Origin of the sequence: Streptacidiphilus sp. P02-A3a, assembly GCF_014084105.1 — a bacterium.
In the GTDB taxonomy this organism is placed as follows: Bacteria; Actinomycetota; Actinomycetes; order Streptomycetales; family Streptomycetaceae; genus Streptacidiphilus.
The window spans coordinates 3,981,201-4,000,286 of the sequence record NZ_CP048289.1; the positions used below are offsets into that span (position 1 = coordinate 3,981,201).

At 74.1% G+C, this 19,086-nt stretch carries 1 protein-coding gene; it reads left to right on the forward strand.

The window, feature by feature from the left end:
• Nucleotides 1–10: 10 nt before the first annotated feature.
• Nucleotides 11–19,072, forward strand: coding sequence for a type I polyketide synthase (locus GXP74_RS17805; RefSeq protein WP_182452451.1), 19,062 nt, complete (start codon nucleotides 11–13; stop codon nucleotides 19,070–19,072).
• The last annotated feature ends 14 nt before the right edge of the window (nucleotides 19,073–19,086 follow it).

Consider the following 19,086-nt stretch of genomic DNA (forward strand, 5'->3'; position numbering starts at 1 on the left):
GGAGTCCGTCATGGATAGCCAAGAAAAACTTTTTGACTACCTTAAAAAGGCGTCGGCCGAACTTCAGGAAACCCGTAAGCGGCTGCGCCGTATGGAGGCGGCCGAACAGGAGCCCATTGCGATCGTGAGTCTCGGCTGCCGGTACCCCGGTGGCATCCGCGACCCGCAGAGCTTCTGGGACGTGGTGGTTTCCGGTACGGACGCGATCGCTGGATTCCCGAACGACCGGGGCTGGGAGGCCTACCGGGACAGTGCCCCGGAAGGCACCAGCACCGACTTCGCCCACCAGGGCGGATTTGTCTACGACGCGGCCGAGTTCGACGCCGGATTCTTCGGGATCTCGCCGCGTGAGGCGCTGGCGATGGACCCGCAGCAGCGGCTGCTGCTGGAGGTGGCCTGGGAGTCGCTGGAGCGGGCCCGGATCGAGCCCCGCTCGCTGCGCGGTTCCTCGACCGGCGTGTTCGTCGGCGCCAGCTTCGTCGGCTACGGCCAGGGCCTGGTCGAGGCGGACACCGGCTCCGAGGGCTACCTGCTGACCGGCAGTCAGACCGCGATGATCTCCGGCCGAGTGGCCTACACCCTCGGCCTTGAGGGCCCGGCACTGACCGTGGACACCGCCTGCTCCTCCTCGCTGGTGGCGCTGCACCTGGCCTGCCAGGCGCTGCGTTCGGGCGACTGCTCGCTGGCGCTGGCCGGTGGCGTCGTGGTGATGGTCACCCCGGGGGCGTTCGCCGAGTTCTCCAAGCAGCAGGGCATGGCGGCGGACGGCCGCAGCAAGGCCTTCGCCGGTGCCGCGGACGGCATGGGCTGGGGCGAGGGCGCCGGGCTGCTGGTACTGGAGCGGCTGTCGGACGCCCGCCGCAACGGCCACCCGGTGCTGGCGCTGATCGCCGGAACCGCCGCGAACCAGGACGGCGCGTCCAACGGGCTGACCGCCCCGAACGGCCCCTCGCAGCAGCGGGTCATCCGCGAGGCGCTGACCAACGCCCGGGTCCGCTCCGACCAGGTGGACGTGGTCGAGGCGCACGGTACCGGCACGGTGCTCGGCGACCCGATCGAGGCCCAGGCGATCCTCGCCACCTACGGCCAGAGCCGACCCGAGGGCCGCCCGCTGTGGCTGGGCTCGGTGAAGTCGAACATCGGCCACACCCAGGCGGCCGGCGGCGTGGCCGGGGTCATCAAGATGGTGCTGGCGATGCAGCACGACCTGATGCCGCGCACGCTGCACGTCGACGTCCCCACGCCGAAGGTCGACTGGTCGGTGGGTGACGTCCAACTGCTGACCGAGGCGGTGCCGTGGCCGGTCGACGAGCAGCCGCGCCGGGCCGGTGTCTCCGCGTTCGGGGCCAGCGGCACCAACGTCCACGTCATCGTCCAGGAAGCGCCGAAGGCGGGTGAGGCCGAGGGCGAGCTCGCCGAGGGGCCCGCGCCCGAGGCCGCGACCCCGGCGGCAGCGCCGGTGCTGTCCGAGGGCACCGCCTGGCTGGTGTCCTCGCGGACCGCGAACGGGTTGCGCGCGCAGGCCGAGCGGCTGGCCGAGTTCACCCGGCACCGGGCGACGTGGGAGACGCAGGACCTCACCGACATCGGGTGGTCGCTGGCGACCACCCGATCGGTGTTCGAGCACCGGGCGGTGGTGCGCGGAGCGAACCGCGACGAACTGCTGTCCGGACTGACCGCGCTGGCCGCCGACCAGCCCGCCGCCGCAGCCGTCAGCGGCGTCGTGGCCGCCGGGCGCGGCCGGAGCCGGGTCGCCTTCGTGTTCCCGGGTCAGGGTTCGCAGTGGGTGGGTATGGGTCGGGAGTTGGTCGCTTCGTCGCCGGTGTTCGCGGCGCGGTTGGCGGAGTGTGAGGGGGCGTTGGCGCCGTTTGTGGACTGGTCGTTGGTCGAGGTGCTGGCTGGTGTTGAGGGTGCGCCTGGGTTTGACCGGGTGGATGTGGTGCAGCCGGTGTTGTGGGCGGTGATGGTGTCGTTGGCGGCGGTGTGGCAGGCGGCCGGGGTTGAGCCGGATGCGGTGGTGGGGCATTCGCAGGGTGAGATCGCGGCGGCTGTGGTGGCCGGGATCCTGTCGTTGGAGGACGCCGCCAAGGTGGTGGCGCTGCGCAGCCAGGCGCTGACCGCGCTGTCCGGACGCGGCGGCATGCTGTCCCTCGCCGAGTCGGCGGCGGCGGTCACCACCCGGGTGGCGCCCTGGGCCGACCAGGTGTCGGTGGCGGCCGTCAACGGCCCCGCCGCGACCGTGGTCTCCGGTACCCCGGAGGCGCTGCGGGAGATCCTGGCCGCCTGCGAGCACGACGGCGTCCGGGCGCGGCTGCTGCCGGTCGACTACGCCTCGCACGGCCCGCAGGTCGACGAGCTGCGCGAGGAGATCCTGGGCCTGCTGGCCGGGATCACCCCGCAGCCCGCGCGGCTGCCGATGGTGTCCGCGATGACCGGCGAACTCCTCGAAGGCCCGGAGCTGGACGCCGGATACTGGTACGCCAGCCTGCGCGCCCCGGTCGAGTTCGCCCGCGCCGTCGAGGTGCTGGCCCGCTCCCGGTACGGCGTGTTCGTCGAGACCTCCGCGCACCCGGTACTGACCACCTCGATCACCGCCGCCTTCGAGAGCCTGGCCGCCACCGAGCAGACCGAGGGCCTCGCCGGACCGGCCCCGGTGGTCACCGGGACGCTGCGCCGCGACGACGGCGGCGCGGCCCGGCTGCTGGCCTCCCTGTCCGAGGCCCACGTCCAGGGCGTGGCCGTGGACTGGACGGCGGTGCTGCCCGCCGGGCAGCGGATCGAACTGCCCACCTACGCCTTCCAGCGTCAGCACTTCTGGCCGGAGCCGGTCCCGGCCACGGCCGCGAACGGCCCCGCCGCGCTCGGCGAACACGACTCGGCGGCGCAGGCCCGGTTCTGGGCCGCCGTCGAGAACGGCGACGTGGACGCGCTGGCCGACACCCTCGCGCTGGACGGCGAGCGCCTGAACGACGTCGTCCCGGCGCTCGCGTCCTGGCGCCGCCGCGAGCGCGACGACGCGGCGACCGGCGGCTGGCGCTACCGCGTCTCCTGGACGCCGGTGCCCGACCCCGCCTCCGCCGCGCTGCACGGCACCTGGCTGGTGGTGGCCCCGTCCGGCGACAGCGAGACCGAGCTGCGGGCCGCCTGCCTGCGGGCGCTGACCGCGCGCGGCGCGGAGGTCCGGCTCGCCGAGGCGCTGCCGGGCGCGGTCGACCAGGCGTCGCTCGCCGCCCGGATCACGGACGCGCTCGCCGGTACGCCGCAGGCCGAACTGGCCGGAGTCGTCTCGCTGCTGGCGCTCGACGCCACCCCACTGCCGGAACAGCCGCTGGTGACCAGCGGCGTCGGCGGCACGCTGGGCCTGGTCCAGGCCCTCGGCGCGGCCGGGATCAGCGCGCCGCTGTGGGTGCTCACCTCCGGCGCGGTGGCCACCGCCCCCGGTGAACTGCTCACCAGCCCGACCCAGGCGCAGGTCTGGGGCCTGGGCCGGGTCGCCGGTCTGGAGCACCCGGACCGCTGGGGCGGCCTGATCGACCTGCCGCCGGTGCTCGACGCCCGCGCCGCCAACCGCCTCGGCGCGGTACTGGCCGGATGCGGCGAGGACCAGGTGGCCATCCGCGCGGCCGGGATCGTCGGCCGCCGCCTCGTCCGCACCGCGCCGTCCAGCAGCACCACCCCGTGGCAGCCGCGCGGCACCGTGCTGGTGACCGGCGTGAGCGGCGAGATCGGCCCGAAGCTGGCCCACTGGCTGGCCGACGCCGGAGCCCGGCGGCTGACGCTGGTCAGCCGTCGTGGACCGATGGTCCCCGGCGCCGCCGCCGTGGCCGCCGCCCTCGCCACCGCCGGAACCCCGGTCACCGTCGCGGTCTGCGACGTCACCGACCGGGACGCGGTCGCCGGCCTGCTCGACTGGATCGACCGCAGCGGACCCGCGCTGTCCACGGTGTTCCACGGAGCCATGGCGGTGGAACTGCTGACCCTGGCCGACACCGGCCCGGACCAGCTGGAGCTGGCCCTGGGCGCGAAGGTCACCGGAGCCACCCACCTGGACGAGCTGACCGCCGATCTGGAACTGGACGAGTTCGTCCTGTTCTCGTCGATCGCCGCGATCTGGGGCGTCAGCGAGCACGGCGCCTACGCGGCGGCCAACGCCCACCTGGACGCCCTCGCCGAGAACCGCCGGGCCCGGGGCCTGCCCGCGACCTCGGTCGCCTGGGGCGTCTGGGACACCGGCCAGGAATCGCACGAGGGCGACCGCGCGATCAGCGTGATCCCCGAGCGGCTGCGCCGCCAGGGCCTGCGGCTGCTGGACCCGGAGCGGGCACTGTCCGCCCTGGGCCAGGTACTCGCCGACGACGAGACCGCGCTCTCGGTCGCCGACGTCGACTGGCCGCGCTTCTCCGCCGTGTTCAACTCGATGCGCTCCTGGCGGCTGCTGGACGAGATCCCCGAGGCCCGCCAGGCCGAGGCCGCCCCGGCCGGGACCGCCGTGGTGACCACCGGCGAGGCCGCCGAACTGCTGGGCCGCCTGGTCGGCGCCACCCCCGGCCAGCGCGAGCGCGTCGTCACCGAACTGGTCCGCGCGCACGCCGCAGCCGTACTCGGACACGCCTCACTGGACGCGGTCGACTCCGGCCAGGCCTTCCGCGACATGGGCTTCGACTCGCTGACGGCGGTGGAACTCCGCAGTCGGCTGAACCAGGCCACCGGACTGACGCTGCCCTCCACGGTGGTGTTCGACTACCCGTCCCCGCAGGTGTTGGCCCAGCAGATCCTCACCCAGCTGCTGGGCAGCCAGCAACTGGCCCCGACGGCTTCGCGGGTCACCCCGGTCGCGTCCGGCGACCCGGTGGTCATCGTCGGCATCGGCTGCCGCTTCCCCGGCGGGATCGACAGCCCGGAGGCGATGTGGCAGCTGCTGGCGACGGGCGGCGACGCCATCGGCGGCTTCCCGGCCGACCGGGGCTGGGACCTCGTCGCCCTGCTCGACGCCACCCCCGGCCGGACCCTGACGTCCTACACGACCGAAGGCGGGTTCGTGGCCGGGGCGGCGGACTTCGACCCGGCGTTCTTCCGGATCTCGCCGCGTGAGGCGCTGGCGATGGACCCGCAGCAGCGGTTGCTGCTGGAGACCTCGTGGGAGGCGCTGGAGCATGCCGGGCTCGACCCGGTCTCCCTGCGCGGCTCGCTGACCGGCGTCTTCGCCGGTGCCGCCGCCTCCGGCTACGCCGAGCAGGCCGGGTTCGACGAGGAGTCGGCCGGGCACCTGATCACCGGCAACGTCACCAGCGTGATCTCCGGCCGGATCTCCTACACGCTGGGCCTGGAGGGCCCGGCGGTGACCGTGGACACCGCCTGCTCGTCCTCGCTGGTCGCCCTGCACCTGGCAGCGCAGGCGCTGCGCGCGGGTGAGTGCGACCTGGCGCTGGCCGGTGGCGTCATGGTGATCACCAACCCGGGCGAGTTCATCGGCTTCTCCCAGCAGGGCGCGCTCGCGGCCGACGGCCGCTGCAAGGCCTTCGCCGCCGAGGCGGACGGCATGGGCCTGGCCGAGGGCGCCGGAATGCTGCTGCTGGAGCGGCTGTCCGACGCCCGCCGCAACGGCCACACCGTGCTCGCCACGGTGGCCGGTAGCGCGGTGAACCAGGACGGCGCCTCCAACGGCCTGTCCGCGCCCAACGGTCCCTCGCAGCAGCGGGTGATCCGGGCCGCCCTGGCCAACGCCGGGCTGGAGCCCGGCGACGTGGATGCGGTCGAGGGCCACGGCACCGGCACCCGACTCGGCGACCCGATCGAGGCCCAGGCGATCCTGGCGACCTACGGCCAGGACCGGCCCGAGGGACGCCCGGTGCTGCTGGGCTCGGTGAAGTCCAACATCGGCCACGCGCAGCAGGCGGCGGGCGCGGCCGGGGTCATCAAGATGGTCCTCGCCCTGCGACACGGCCTGCTCCCGGCCACGCTGCACGCCGACGCGCCGTCACCGCAGGTCGACTGGAGCACCGGTGATGTCCGGCTGCTCTCCGAGGCGGCGGACTGGCAGGCGAACGGCCGCCCGCGCCGGGCCGGGGTCTCGGCCTTCGGCATCAGCGGTACCAACGCCCACATGATCCTGGAGGAGGCCCCGACCGAGGCCGAGGCCGAGCCCGAGCCCGAGCTCAGCGACGACGCGCCGCTCGCGCCGCCGGTGCCGGTGCCGGTGCTGTCCGAAGGGACGGCCTGGTTGGTCTCCAGCCAGACCGCGACCGGACTCACGGCGGCGGCCCACCGGCTGCGCCACCACCTGGCGGAGCGCCCGGAGCTGAACCCGGTCGACGTCGGCTGGTCGCTGGCGACCACCCGGTCCACCTTCGAGCACCGCGCCGTCATCGCCGCGAGCGACTCCGCCGACCTGCTGGCCGGACTGTCGGCGCTGGCCGCCGAACGCCCGGCCGCCGCCCTGGTGAGCGGGGTGGCCGCGACGACCGGTGAGGTGGTGTTCGTCTTCCCGGGTCAGGGTTCGCAGTGGGTGGGTATGGGTCGGGAGTTGGCCGCTTCGTCGCCGGTGTTCGCGGCGCGGTTGGCGGAGTGTGAGCGGGCGCTGGCGCCGTACGTGGATTGGTCGCTCGCCGACGTGCTGGCTGGCGTTGCGGGTGCGCCCGGCTTCGACCGGGTCGACGTCGTCCAGCCGGTGTTGTGGGCGGTGATGGTGTCGTTGGCGGCGGTGTGGCAGGCGGCTGGGGTGCGGCCGGATGCGGTGGTGGGGCATTCGCAGGGTGAGATCGCGGCGGCTGTGGTGGCGGGGATCCTCAGCCTGGAGGATGCCGCGCGGGTGGTGGCGTTGCGCAGTCGGGTGTTGATTGCGTTGTCGGGTCGTGGCGGGATGTTGTCGTTGGCGGAGTCGTCGGCGGCGGTCACTGCCCGGGTGGCGCCGTGGGCCGATCGGGTGTCGGTGGCTGCGGTCAACGGGCCTGGGGCGACGGTGGTTTCGGGTGATCCCGAGGCGTTGGCGGGGGTGTTGGCGGCTGCTGAGGTTGATGGTGTGCGGGCGCGGATGCTGCCGGTGGACTACGCCTCGCACGGCCCGCAGGTGGACGAGTTGCGGGAGGAGATCCTGAAGCTGCTGGCGGGGATCGCCCCGCAGTCTGCTCGGGTGCCGATGGTGTCGGCGATGACGGGTGAGTTCCTGGAGGGCCCGGAGTTGGATGCCGGGTACTGGTATGCCAGCCTGCGGGCCCCGGTGGAGTTCTCGCGGGCGGTTGAGGTGCTGGGCCGGGCCGGGTACGGGGTGTTCGTCGAGAGCTCGGCGCACCCGGTGCTGACCTCGGCGATCAGCGACACCCTCGAAGGCCTTGCCGATGTTGCCGATCCGGTGGTGTCCGGGACGTTGCGTCGTGACGATGGTGGCTCGGCGCGGTTGTTGGCCTCGTTGGCGGAGGTCCATGTGCGTGGTGTGGTCGTGGACTGGGCGGGGGTGTTGCCGGAGGGTGTGCGGGTCGGGTTGCCGACCTATGCGTTCCAGCGGCAGCGCTACTGGCCGAAGCCGGTCGCTGCGGCCCGGCGCGTGGATGACGTGGCGGCCACGGCCGAGGAGAGCGCCTTCTGGGCCGCGGTCACCGGGGGCGACCTGGACAGCCTCGCGCAGACCCTGGCCGTCGACGGCGAGCGGTTGCAGCAGGTGCTGCCCGCACTGGCCGCCTGGCGGCAGCGCGAGCGCGGCAAGTCCGCCGTCGCCGACTGGCGTTACCGCATCCTCTGGACCCCGCTCGCGCCGCTCGGCCGGGCTGCGCTGTCCGGCACCTGGCTGGTCGTGGCCCCGGCCGGAGCGGACCACGAGTCCCTGACCGCCGCCGTCAGCCAGGCCCTGACCGACGGCGGCGCCGAGGTGCTGCTCGCCGAGATCCCGGCGGGCGAGGTGGACCGGTCGGCGCTGGCCGCCCGGATCACCGCCGTCACCGTCCCGGTGGCGGGCGTACTCTCGCTGCTGGCCCTGGACGAGTCCCCGCTGGCCGGAACTCCGGTCGTGGCCCGGGGGTTGGCCGGGACGATGGGCCTGGTGCAGGCCCTCGGCGACGCCGGGACCACCGCCCCGCTGTGGGCGCTGACCTCGGGCGCGACCGCCTCCGGCGACGCGCCGGTCGCCCAGGCGCAGGCGCAGACCTGGGCCTTCGGCCGGGTCGTCGCGCTGGAGCATCCGGACCGCTGGGGCGGTCTGATCGACCTGGCGCCGACCTGGGACGCGCGCACCGCCGAGCGGCTGGTCGCGGTGCTCGCCGGATGCGGTGAGGACCAGGTCGCGATCCGCGCCAACGGCGTCCTCGGCCGCCGCATGGTCCGCGCGGCCCGCTCGGTCTCCGGCGGCCAGCGCTGGCGTCCCGGCGGCAGCGTACTGATCACCGGTGGTACCGGTGGTGTCGGTGGGCATGTGGCCCGGTGGCTGACCGAGCGGGAGGCACCGAGGGTGGTGCTGTCCAGTCGGTCGGGTCCGGGTGCGGCGGGTGCGGTGGCGTTGGCCGCCGAGTTGGCGGCTGCCGGTACGGCGGTGGACGTGCTTGCCGGTGATGTCGGCGACCGGGCCCAGACGGCCGGTCTGCTGGCCTGGATCGACGCCCACGGACCCGGATTGAGCTCGGTCATGCACGCGGCCGGAGCCGCCCTCGGCGGCCCGCTGGAGCTGATGACCCCGGACGACCTGGCCGCCGTGCTCCAGGCCAAGGCGGGCGGCGCGGCCTACCTGGACGAGCTGACCGCCGACCGGGAGCTGGACGCGTTCGTCGGCTTCTCCTCCGGCGCGAGCACCTGGGGCAGCGCCCAGCTGTCCGGCTACGCCGCCGCCAACGCCGCCCTGGACGCGCTGGTCGAGGACCGGCGGGCGCGCGGCCTGGCCGGTACCTCGGTCGCCTGGGGCCTGTGGGGTGGCGGCGGCATGGGCGAGGGCGTCGCCGGTGAGGTGCTGCAACGGCTCGGCGTCCGCGAGATGGACGCGGGACTGGCCGTCGGCGCGCTGGCGGCGATCCTGGACGCCGGGGAGGACCTGGTCACCGTCTCGGACATCGACTGGGACCGGTTCGCCACCATCTTCACCGTGCAGCGGCCCAGCCGGCTGCTGGCCGACCTGCCGGAAGCCCAGCAGGCGCTCACCGACACCCGGGCGTCCGCTCCGGGCGCTGAAGCGGTCGTCGGGACCGAGCTGGGCCGACGGCTGACCGGCCTCGACCGGGCCGAGCAGGAGCGGATCCTGACCGACCTGGTCCGCTCCGAGGCCGCCGCCGTGCTCGGGCACGCGTCCGCCGACGCGGTACCGCCCGCGCGGGCCTTCAAGGACCTCGGCTTCGACTCGCTCACCGCCGTCGACCTGCGCACCCGGCTGAACACCGCCACCGGTCTCAAGCTGCCCGCCACCCTGGTCTTCGACTACCCGACCCCGGCTGCGGCCGTGCAGTTCCTACGGACCGAACTGCTCGGCATCCTGGCCGACTCCGAGTCCCCGGTCGCGGCCCGCGCGGCAGCCGACCCCGGCGAGCCGATCGCCATCGTCGGCATGGGCTGCCGGTTCCCCGGCGGCGTCCGCGAGCCGGAGGACCTGTGGGACCTGCTGGCCACCGGTACCGACGCGATCGCCGGGTTCCCGACGGACCGTGGCTGGGACGTGGACGGGATCTACGCCGGTCTCGACGCCGACACGTCCACCGCGCTGGTCGGTGGATTCGTCTACGACGCGGCCGACTTCGACCCCGGATTCTTCGGGATCAGCCCGCGTGAGGCGATCACCATGGACCCGCAGCAGCGGCTGCTGCTGGAGACCGCCTGGGAGGCCGTGGAGCGCGCCGGGATCGACCCGGCCTCGCTCAAGGGCACCGCCACCGGGGTCTTCGCCGGTGCCGCCTTCGGTGGGTACGGCATGGGCCTGGCCGAGGAGCCCGGCACCGAGGGCTACATGCTCATCGGCGGCCTCAGCTCGGTGATCTCCGGCCGGGTCTCCTACACGCTGGGCCTGGAGGGCCCGGCGGTGACCGTCGACACCGCCTGCTCCTCGGCGCTGGTCGCGCTGCACCTGGCCTGCCAGGCGCTGCGCGCGGGCGAGTGCTCGATGGCGATGGCCGGTGGTGTGGCGATCATGGCCACCCCGGCCCCGTTCTCCGAGTTCTCCCGCCAGCGGGGCCTGGCCTTCGACGGCCGGTCCAAGGCGTTCGCGGCCGACGCGGACGGCATCGGCTGGGGCGAGGGCGCCGGGATGCTGGTCCTGGAGCGGCTCTCCGACGCCCAGCGGAACGGGCACCAGGTGCTCGCGGTGGTGGCCGGGAGCGCGATCAACCAGGACGGCGCCAGCAACGGCATCACCGCGCCGAACGGTCCCTCGCAGCAGAAGGTCATCCGGTCCGCGCTGGCCAACGCCGGACTGCGGGCTGACGAGGTGGACGCGGTCGAGGCGCACGGTACCGGCACGGTCCTCGGCGACCCGATCGAGGCCCAGGCGCTGCTGGCGACGTACGGGCAGAACCGGCAGGAGAACCAGCCGCTGTGGCTCGGCTCGGTGAAGTCCAACATCGGCCACACCCAGACTGCGGCCGGGGTCGCCGGGATCATCAAGATGGTGCTGGCCCTCCAGCACCAGGAACTGCCGCGCACCCTGCACGCGGAGGTGCCCAGCCCGCACGTGGACTGGTCGACGGGTGACGTCCGGCTGCTGACCGAACCGGTCGCCTGGCCGGTCAACGGCCGTCCCCGGCGAGCCGGGGTGTCGGCCTTCGGCGTCAGCGGCACCAACGTGCACGCCATCCTGGAGGAGGCTCCGGCCTTCGTCCCGGAGGAGGTGCCGTCGGTCGATCCGGTGGTGTCGCCGGTGTTGCCGGTGTTGGTCGGGTCGGTGGCGGCGTGGCCGGTGTCGGCGCGGTCGGGTGCCGGGTTGGTGGCGCAGGCGGGTCGGTTGGGTGAGTTCCTGCTGGCTCGGCCGGAGTTGGGCACGGCCGAGGTGGCGTGGTCGTTGGTGACCAGCCGGTCGACGTTCGAGCACCGGACGGTCGTCATCGGCGCGGACCGCACGGAGTTGCTGGCCGGACTGTCGGCAGTGGCCGCCGGTCGCCCGTCGCCGGGCGTGGTGTCGGGCGTGGTCTCCGCCGGTGGCGGTGCCGGTCGGGTGGTGTTCGTGTTCCCGGGTCAGGGTTCGCAGTGGGTGGGTATGGGTCGGGAGTTGGCCGCTTCGTCGCCGGTGTTCGCGGCGCGGTTGGCGGAGTGTGAGCGGGCGTTGGCGCCGTTTGTGGACTGGTCGTTGGTCGAGGTGCTGGCTGGTATTGAGGGTGCGCCTGGGTTTGATCGGGTGGATGTGGTGCAGCCGGTGTTGTGGGCGGTGATGGTGTCGTTGGCGGCGGTGTGGCAGGCGGCTGGGGTGCGGCCGGATGCGGTGGTGGGGCATTCGCAGGGTGAGATCGCGGCGGCCGTGGTGGCGGGGATCCTCAGCCTGGAGGATGCCGCGCGGGTGGTGGCGTTGCGCAGTCGGGTGTTGATTGCGTTGTCGGGTCGTGGCGGGATGTTGTCGTTGGCGGAGTCGGTGTCCGAGGTGCGGTCGCGGATCGAGGCCTGGGGTGCGCACCGGGTGTCGGTGGCTGCGGTCAACGGGCCTGGGGCGACGGTGGTTTCGGGTGATCCCGAGGCGTTGGCGGGGGTGTTGGCGGCTGCTGAGGTTGATGGTGTGCGGGCGCGGATGCTGCCGGTGGACTACGCCTCGCACGGTCCGCAGGTGGACGAGTTGCGGGAGGAGATCCTGGCGCTGCTGGCGGGGGTCGCGCCGCAGTCTGCTCGGGTGCCGATGGTGTCGGCGATGACGGGTGAGTTCCTGGAGGGCCCGGAGTTGGATGCCGGGTACTGGTACGCGAGTCTGCGAGCCCCGGTGGAGTTCTCGCGGGCGGTCGAGGTGCTGGGTCGGGCCGGGTACGGGGTGTTCGTCGAGAGCTCGGCGCACCCGGTGCTGACCAACGCGATCAGCGACACCCTCGACCGGGTCGCCGAGGAGAGCGTTTCCGGTCTCGTCGCGTCTGCCCCGGTGGTGGCCGGGACGTTGCGCCGGGACGACGGCGGCCCGGCGCGGCTGCTGGCGTCCCTGGCCGAGGTCCACGGGCGCGGCGTCGATGTCGACTGGACCACGGTGGTCCCCGAGGCCCAGGTGGTGCAGCTGCCGACCTACGCCTTCCAGCGGCAGCGGTACTGGCCGAGGCAACTGCCGGTCGCGATCGCCGCTGCCGAGAGCGCCGGGACCGGCGTCGAGGCGCGGTTCTGGAGCGCGGTCGAGGCCGGTGACCTGGACAGCCTGTCCCGGACGCTGGACGTGGACGAGCAGTACCTGGGCGAGGTGCTCCCCGCCCTGGCGTCCTGGCGGCAGCGCGAACGCGACGAGTCGCTGACGGCGGACTGGCGGTACCGGGTCACCTGGAAGCCGCTGCGCGACCCCAGCCCGGCCGTGCTGTCCGGTACCTGGCTGCTGGTCGTCCCGGCCGAACTGGCCGACGGTGAGCTGGCGGCGGCCTGCGCGCGGACGCTGAGCGACCGGGGCGCGCAGGTGGTGCTCGCCGAGGTCGCCGCGACCGAGCTGGACCGGCGGACCCTGGCGGCGAAGGTCGGCGAACTGCTCGGCTCGGCCCCGGCGGCCGGGGTGCTGTCGCTGCTCGGCACGGACGAGACGCCGCTGGCCGACCGACCGTTGGTCCCGGCCGGTGTCGCCGGAACCCTGGCCCTGTTCCAGGCCCTCGGCGACGCCGGGGCGACCGCGCCGATGTGGGCGGTCACCCGGGGTGCCGTCACCGCCGGGGCCACCGACCGTGCGGCCGGTCCGGTCCAGGCGCAGGTGTGGGGTCTGGGTCGGACGATCGGGGTGGAGCACCCGGATCGCTGGGGCGGTCTGATCGACCTGCCGCCGGTGCTGGACGACCGCGCGGCGGCCCGGCTCGCCGGGGCCCTCGCGGACAGGTCCGAGGACCAGGTGGCGATCCGGACCGGCGGGCTGCTGGCCCGGCGCCTGGTCCGGGCGACCCCGCGCCGCAACGGCGACAGCGCCTGGACGCCGTGCGGCACGGTGCTGCTGACCGGCGCCAGCGGCGCGATCGGCCCGGACCTGGCCGCCTGGATGGCCGACTCGGGCGTCCCGCACGCGGTGCTGTGCAGCCGCCGGGGCCCGGAGACGCCGGGTGCGGCCCGGCTCGCCGCGCTGCTGGCCGAGGCCGGTTCGGCGGTCACCATGGCCGCCTGCGACGTGGTGGACCGGGAGGCGCTGGCCGGTCTGCTGGCCTGGATCCCGACCTTCGCCCCGCCGCTGTCCGCGGTGATCCACGGCGCGGTCGCGGTCGAGCTGATGAGCGTCGACCGGACCGACGTCGACCACCTGGCGCTGGCGCTGGGCGCCAAGGTCGGCGGGGCGACGCACCTGGACGAGCTCACCGCCGACCTCGACCTGGAAGCCTTCATCCTGTTCTCCTCGATCAGCGCCACCTGGGGCGTCGGCGAGCACGCGACCTACGCGGCGGCCAACGCCCACCTGGACGCGCTGGCGGAGAACCGGCGGGCCCGGGGCCTGCCGGCGACCTCGGTCGCCTGGGGCGTGTGGAGCTCCGGTGGCCGCTTCGACGAGACCGACCCGGCCGACGCCGGGGCTGAGCCCGCACGCCCGCAGAGCCTGGTCCCGGAGCGGCTGCGGCGGCAGGGCCTGCGGCTGCTGGACCCGGAGCGCGCGCTGACCGTGCTCGGGCAGGTACTCGCCGACCAGGAGACCGTGCTGGCGGTCGCCGACGTCGACTGGCCGCAGTTCTCGGCGGTGTTCAACGCCGTCCGCTCCTGGCCGCTGCTGGACGAGATCCCGGAGGCGCGTCAGGCCGACGCCGGTACCACCGGCGCCGCCGTGGTGGCCTCGGGCGACGGCGCGGCGCTGCTGGAACGCCTGGTCGGCGTGTCGCCCGCGCAGCGCGAGCGGATCGTGACCGACCTGGTCGGCAGTCATGCGGCGGCCGTCCTCGGACACAGCTCGGCCGAGGCCGTGGACGCGGCCCGGGCCTTCCGGGAGATGGGCTTCGACTCGCTGACGGCAGTGGACCTGCGGGGACGGCTGAACCAGGCCACCGGACTGACGCTGCCCTCCACGGTGGTCTTCGACTACCCGTCACCGGCCATCCTGGCTCGCCAGATCGTCACGCAACTGCTGGGAACACAGCAGCAGTTGGTGGCCGAGTCGCGGGTCGTGCCGGTGTCGGCGAGCGACCCGGTGGTGATCGTCGGCATGGGTTGCCGCTTCCCGGGTGGGATCGACAGCCCGGAGGCGATGTGGCAGCTGCTGGCGACGGGCGGTGACGCCATCGGCGGCTTCCCGGCGGACCGGGGCTGGGACCTGGCCGGTCTGCTGGACACGGCGCCCGGATCGGCCTCCTCCTCGGCCACCCGCGAGGGCGGGTTCGTGGCCGGGGCGGCGGACTTCGACCCGGCGTTCTTCCGGATCTCGCCGCGTGAGGCGCTGGCGATGGACCCGCAGCAGCGGTTGCTGCTGGAGACCTCGTGGGAGGCGCTGGAGCATGCCGGGCTCGACCCGGTCGCCCTGCGTGGCTCGCTGACCGGCGTCTTCGCCGGTGCCGCCGGATCCGGCTACGCCGGACAGGCCGGGTTCGACGAGGAGTCGGCCGGGCACCTGATCACCGGCAACGTGACCAGCGTGATCTCCGGCCGGATCTCCTACACGCTGGGCCTGGAGGGTCCGGCGGTCACCGTCGACACGGCCTGCTCCTCGGCGCTGGTGTCGCTGCACCTGGCGGCGCAGGCGCTGCGGGCCGGTGAGTGCGACCTGGCGCTGGCCGGTGGCGTGATGGTGATCACCGACCCGGCCGAGTTCATCGGCTTCTCGCAGCAGGGTGCGCTGGCCCTGGACGGCCGCTGCAAGGCCTTCTCCGCCGACGCGGACGGCATGGGCCTGTCCGAGGGCGCGGGCATGATCGTGCTGGAGCGCCTGTCCGACGCCCGCCGCAACGGCCACACCGTGCTCGCCACGGTGGCCGGTAGCGCCATCAACCAGGACGGCGCCTCCAACGGCCTCTCGGCGCCGAACGGCCCCTCGCAGCAGCGGGTGATCCGGGCCGCCCTGGCCAACGCCGGGATCGGCGCCGCCGATGTGGACGCGGTCGAGGGCCACGGCACCGGTACCCGGCTCGGCGACCCGATCGAGGCCCAGGCGATCCTGGCGACCTACGGTCAGGACCGGCCGGAGGGACGGCCGTTGTGGCTGGGCTCGGTGAAGTCCAACATCGGCCACGCGCAGCAGGCGGCCGGCGCGGCCGGGATCATCAAGATGGTCCTCGCGCTCCAGCACGGCCTGCTCCCGGCCACGCTGCACGCCGACGCCCCGTCACCGCAGGTCGACTGGACCGTCGGTGACGTCGAGCTGCTGACCGAGGCGGTGGACTGGAAGGCCAACGGCCACCCGCGCCGGGCCGGGGTCTCGGCCTTCGGCATCAGCGGCACCAACGCCCACATCATCCTCGAAGAACCCCCCGCCGCCCTCGACCAGGACACCTCGGACGAGCCCGGCCCCGGCGACCAGGAGCAGCCGGCGCCGTCGGTACTGACCGGTGCGACGACGTCCTGGCTGGTCTCGGCGCAGACCCCGGCCGGGCTGCGGGCGCAGGCCGCGCGGCTGGTCGGTTACCTGTCCGCGCACCCGGACCGCGACCCGGCCGCTGTCGGCTGGTCGCTGGCGACCACCCGGTCCACCTTCGAGCACCGGGCGGTCGTCACCGGCGCCCACGGCGACGACCTGATCGCCGGGCTGTCGGCGCTGGTGTCCGAGCGTCCGGCGGCGACGCTGGTCAGCGGCACCGCCGGAGCGACCGGCCAGGTGGTGTTCGTCTTCCCGGGTCAGGGGTCGCAGTGGTTGGGCATGGGTCGGGAGTTGGCTCAGAGCAGTCCGGTGTTCGCGGCGCGGTTGGCGGAGTGCGAGCGGGCGCTGGCGCCGTACGTGGACTGGTCGCTGACCGAGGTGCTGAACGGTGCCGAGGGTGCGCCCGGCTTCGACCGGGTGGACGTCGTCCAGCCGGTGTTGTGGGCGGTGATGGTGTCGTTGGCGGCGGTGTGGCAGGCGGCCGGGGTCGAGCCGGACGCGGTGGTGGGGCACTCGCAGGGCGAGATCGCCGCCGCCGTGGTCGCCGGGGCCCTGACGCTGGAGGACGCGGCCGCCATCGTGGCGTTGCGCAGCCGGGCGCTGATCGCGCTGTCGGGTCGTGGCGGGATGCTGTCGCTGGCGGAGTCGGTCTCCGAGGTGGAGGCACGGATCGGGCGCTGGGGCGACCGGGTGTCGGTGGCTGCGGTCAACGGGCCTGGGGCGACGGTGGTTTCGGGTGATCCCGAGGCGCTGGCCGAGGTCCTGGCCGGGGCCGAGGGGGTCCGGGCGCGGATGCTGCCGGTGGACTACGCCTCGCACGGTCCGCAGGTCGACCAGTTGCGGGAGGAGATCCTGAAGCTGCTGGCCGGGGTCGCCCCGCGTCCCGCGCGGGTGCCGATGGTGTCGGCGATGACGGGTGAGTTCCTGGAGGGCCCGGAGTTGGATGCCGGGTACTGGTACGCCAGTCTGCGGGCCCCGGTGGAGTTCTCGCGGGCGGTCGAGGTGCTGGGTCGGGCCGGGTACGGGGTGTTCGTCGAGAGCTCGGCGCACCCGGTGCTGACCAACGCGATCGGCGACACTCTCGAAGGCCTTGCCGACGTCGCCGATCCGGTGGTGTCCGGGACGTTGCGTCGTGACGATGGTGGCTCGGCGCGGTTGTTGGCCTCGTTGGCGGAGGTCCATGTGCGTGGTGTGGTCGTGGACTGGGCGGGGGTGTTGCCGGAGGGTGTGCGGGTCGGGTTGCCGACCTATGCGTTCCAGCGGCAGCGCTACTGGCCGAAGCCGGTCGCTGCGGCCCGGCGCGTGGATGATGTGGCGGCCACGGCCGAGGAGAGCGCCTTCTGGGCCGCGGTCACCGGCGGCGACCTGGACAGCCTCGCGCAGACCCTGGAGGTCGACAGCGAGCGCCCGTTCAGCGAGGTGCTGCCGGCGCTGGCCGCCTGGCGGCAGCGCGAGCGCGGCGAGTCGGCGGCGGCCGACTGGCGCTACCGGATCAGCTGGACCCCGGTCGCCGAACCCGCCCCGACGACCCTGGTGGGGACCTGGCTGCTGGTCACCCCCGCCGGTGCGGCCGACGGCGGCCTGACCGCGCCCAGTGTCGCGGCGCTGACCGACCGGGGCGCCGAGGTACTGGTCGCCGAGATCGGCCCCGGCGCGCTGGACCGCACGGCGCTGCGGGCCCGTATCACCGGGACGCTGGAGGAGTCCGGCGACGGACTGCCGCTGGCCGGAATCGTGTCGCTGCTGGCCCTGGACGCCTCGCCGCTGCCCGAGTCACCGGTCGTGGCCCGGGGGTTGGCCGGGACGATGGGCCTGGTCCAGGCCCTCGGCGACGCCGGGATCGACGCGCCGCTGTGGCTGCTGACCTCGGGTGCGATGGTGGCCGTGGCCGGTGAGGTGCCGGTCAGTCAGGCGCCCGCGCAGTCCTGGGCCTTCGGCCGGGTCGCCGGTCTGGAGCATCCGGACCGCTGGGGCGGTCTGATCGACCTGCCGCCGACCTGGGACGCGCGCACCGCCGAGCGGCTGGTCGCGGTGCTCGCAGGATGCGGTGAGGACCAGGTCGCGATCCGCTCCGGCGCGGTGCTCGGCCGCCGCCTGGTCCGCGCGCCGAAGCCGACCCGGTCGGGCCCGGGCTGGAAGCCGGGCGGCAGCGTGCTGGTGACCGGTGGTACCGGTGGTGTCGGTGGGCATGTGGCGCGGTGGCTGACCGAGCGGGAGGCGCCGAGGGTGGTGCTGTCCAGTCGGTCGGGTCCGGGTGCGGCGGGTGCGGTGGCGTTGGCCGCCGAGTTGGCGGCTGCCGGTACGGCGGTGGACGTGCTTGCCGGTGATGTCGGCGACCGGGCCCAGACGGCCGGTCTGCTGGCCTGGATCGACGCCCACGGACCCGGGTTGAGCTCGGTCCTGCATGCGGCGGGCGCCGGTCTCGGCGGTCCGCTGGACGCCATGGTGACCGCGGACCTGACCGGATCGCTCCAGGCCAAGGCCGGTGGCGCGAGCTACCTGGACGAGCTGACGGCGGATCGGGAGCTGGACGCGTTCGTGCTGTTCTCCTCCGGCGCCGCGGCCTGGGGCAGCGGCCAGCTGTCCGGCTACGCCGCCGCCAACGCCGCCCTCGACGTCCTGGTCGAGGACCGGCGGGCGCGGGGCCTGGTGGGGACCTCGGTCGCCTGGGGCCTGTGGGGTGGCGGCGGCATGGGCGAGGGCGTCGCCGGTGAGGTGCTGCAACGGCTCGGCGTCCGCGAGATGGACCCGGTGGTCGCGGTCGGCGCGCTGGCGGCGGTCATGGACGCCGGGGAGAGCCTGATCGCGGTCTCCGACACCGACTGGAGCCGGTTCACGCCGGTCTTCACCGTGCAGCGGCCCAGCCCGCTGCTGGCCGACCTGCCCGAGGCGCAGCAGGCCCTCGGCGACTCCGGCACGCCCGACGCGGGCCCGGAGCCGGGCGGAACGGCGCTGAGTCAGCGGCTGGACGGACTCAGCCGCCCCGAGCAGGACCGGATCCTGACCGAACTGGTCCGGGCCGAGGCGGCGGCCGTCCTCGGCTACGGCTCCGTCGACGCGGTACCGGCCGAGCGGGCGTTCAAGGACCTCGGCTTCGACTCGCTGACCGCCGTCGACCTGCGTACCCGGCTGAATGCGGCGACCGGTCTCAAACTGCCCGCCACACTCGTTTTCGACTATCCCACGCCCGCTGTCCTTGCCGATTTCATCCGGTCCAAGGCCGTCAACGAACAGACCGACTACGCCATCGCGGTGGCGGAACTGAAGAAACTGCAGGCCATCCTCTCCAAAATCAGCTGGAACAGCGAGGAGCGCTTCGACATCACGTCCCGACTCGACTCGATCGGCCAGGAACTGCGCACCCAGGACGAGGGCGGCGCTCCGGAGACCGATGACGAGTTCGACTCGGCGACCGACGACGAGATGTTCGACTTCGTTGAAAAAGAGCTCCGCGCCGCCGACTTCGATTGATTCGCAAAAGACTT

Coding starts and splice junctions, on each gene's coding strand:
- GXP74_RS17805 (WP_182452451.1), top strand. CDS start 11: ATGGATAGCCAAGAAAAACTTTTTGACTACCTTAAAAAGGCGTCGGCC.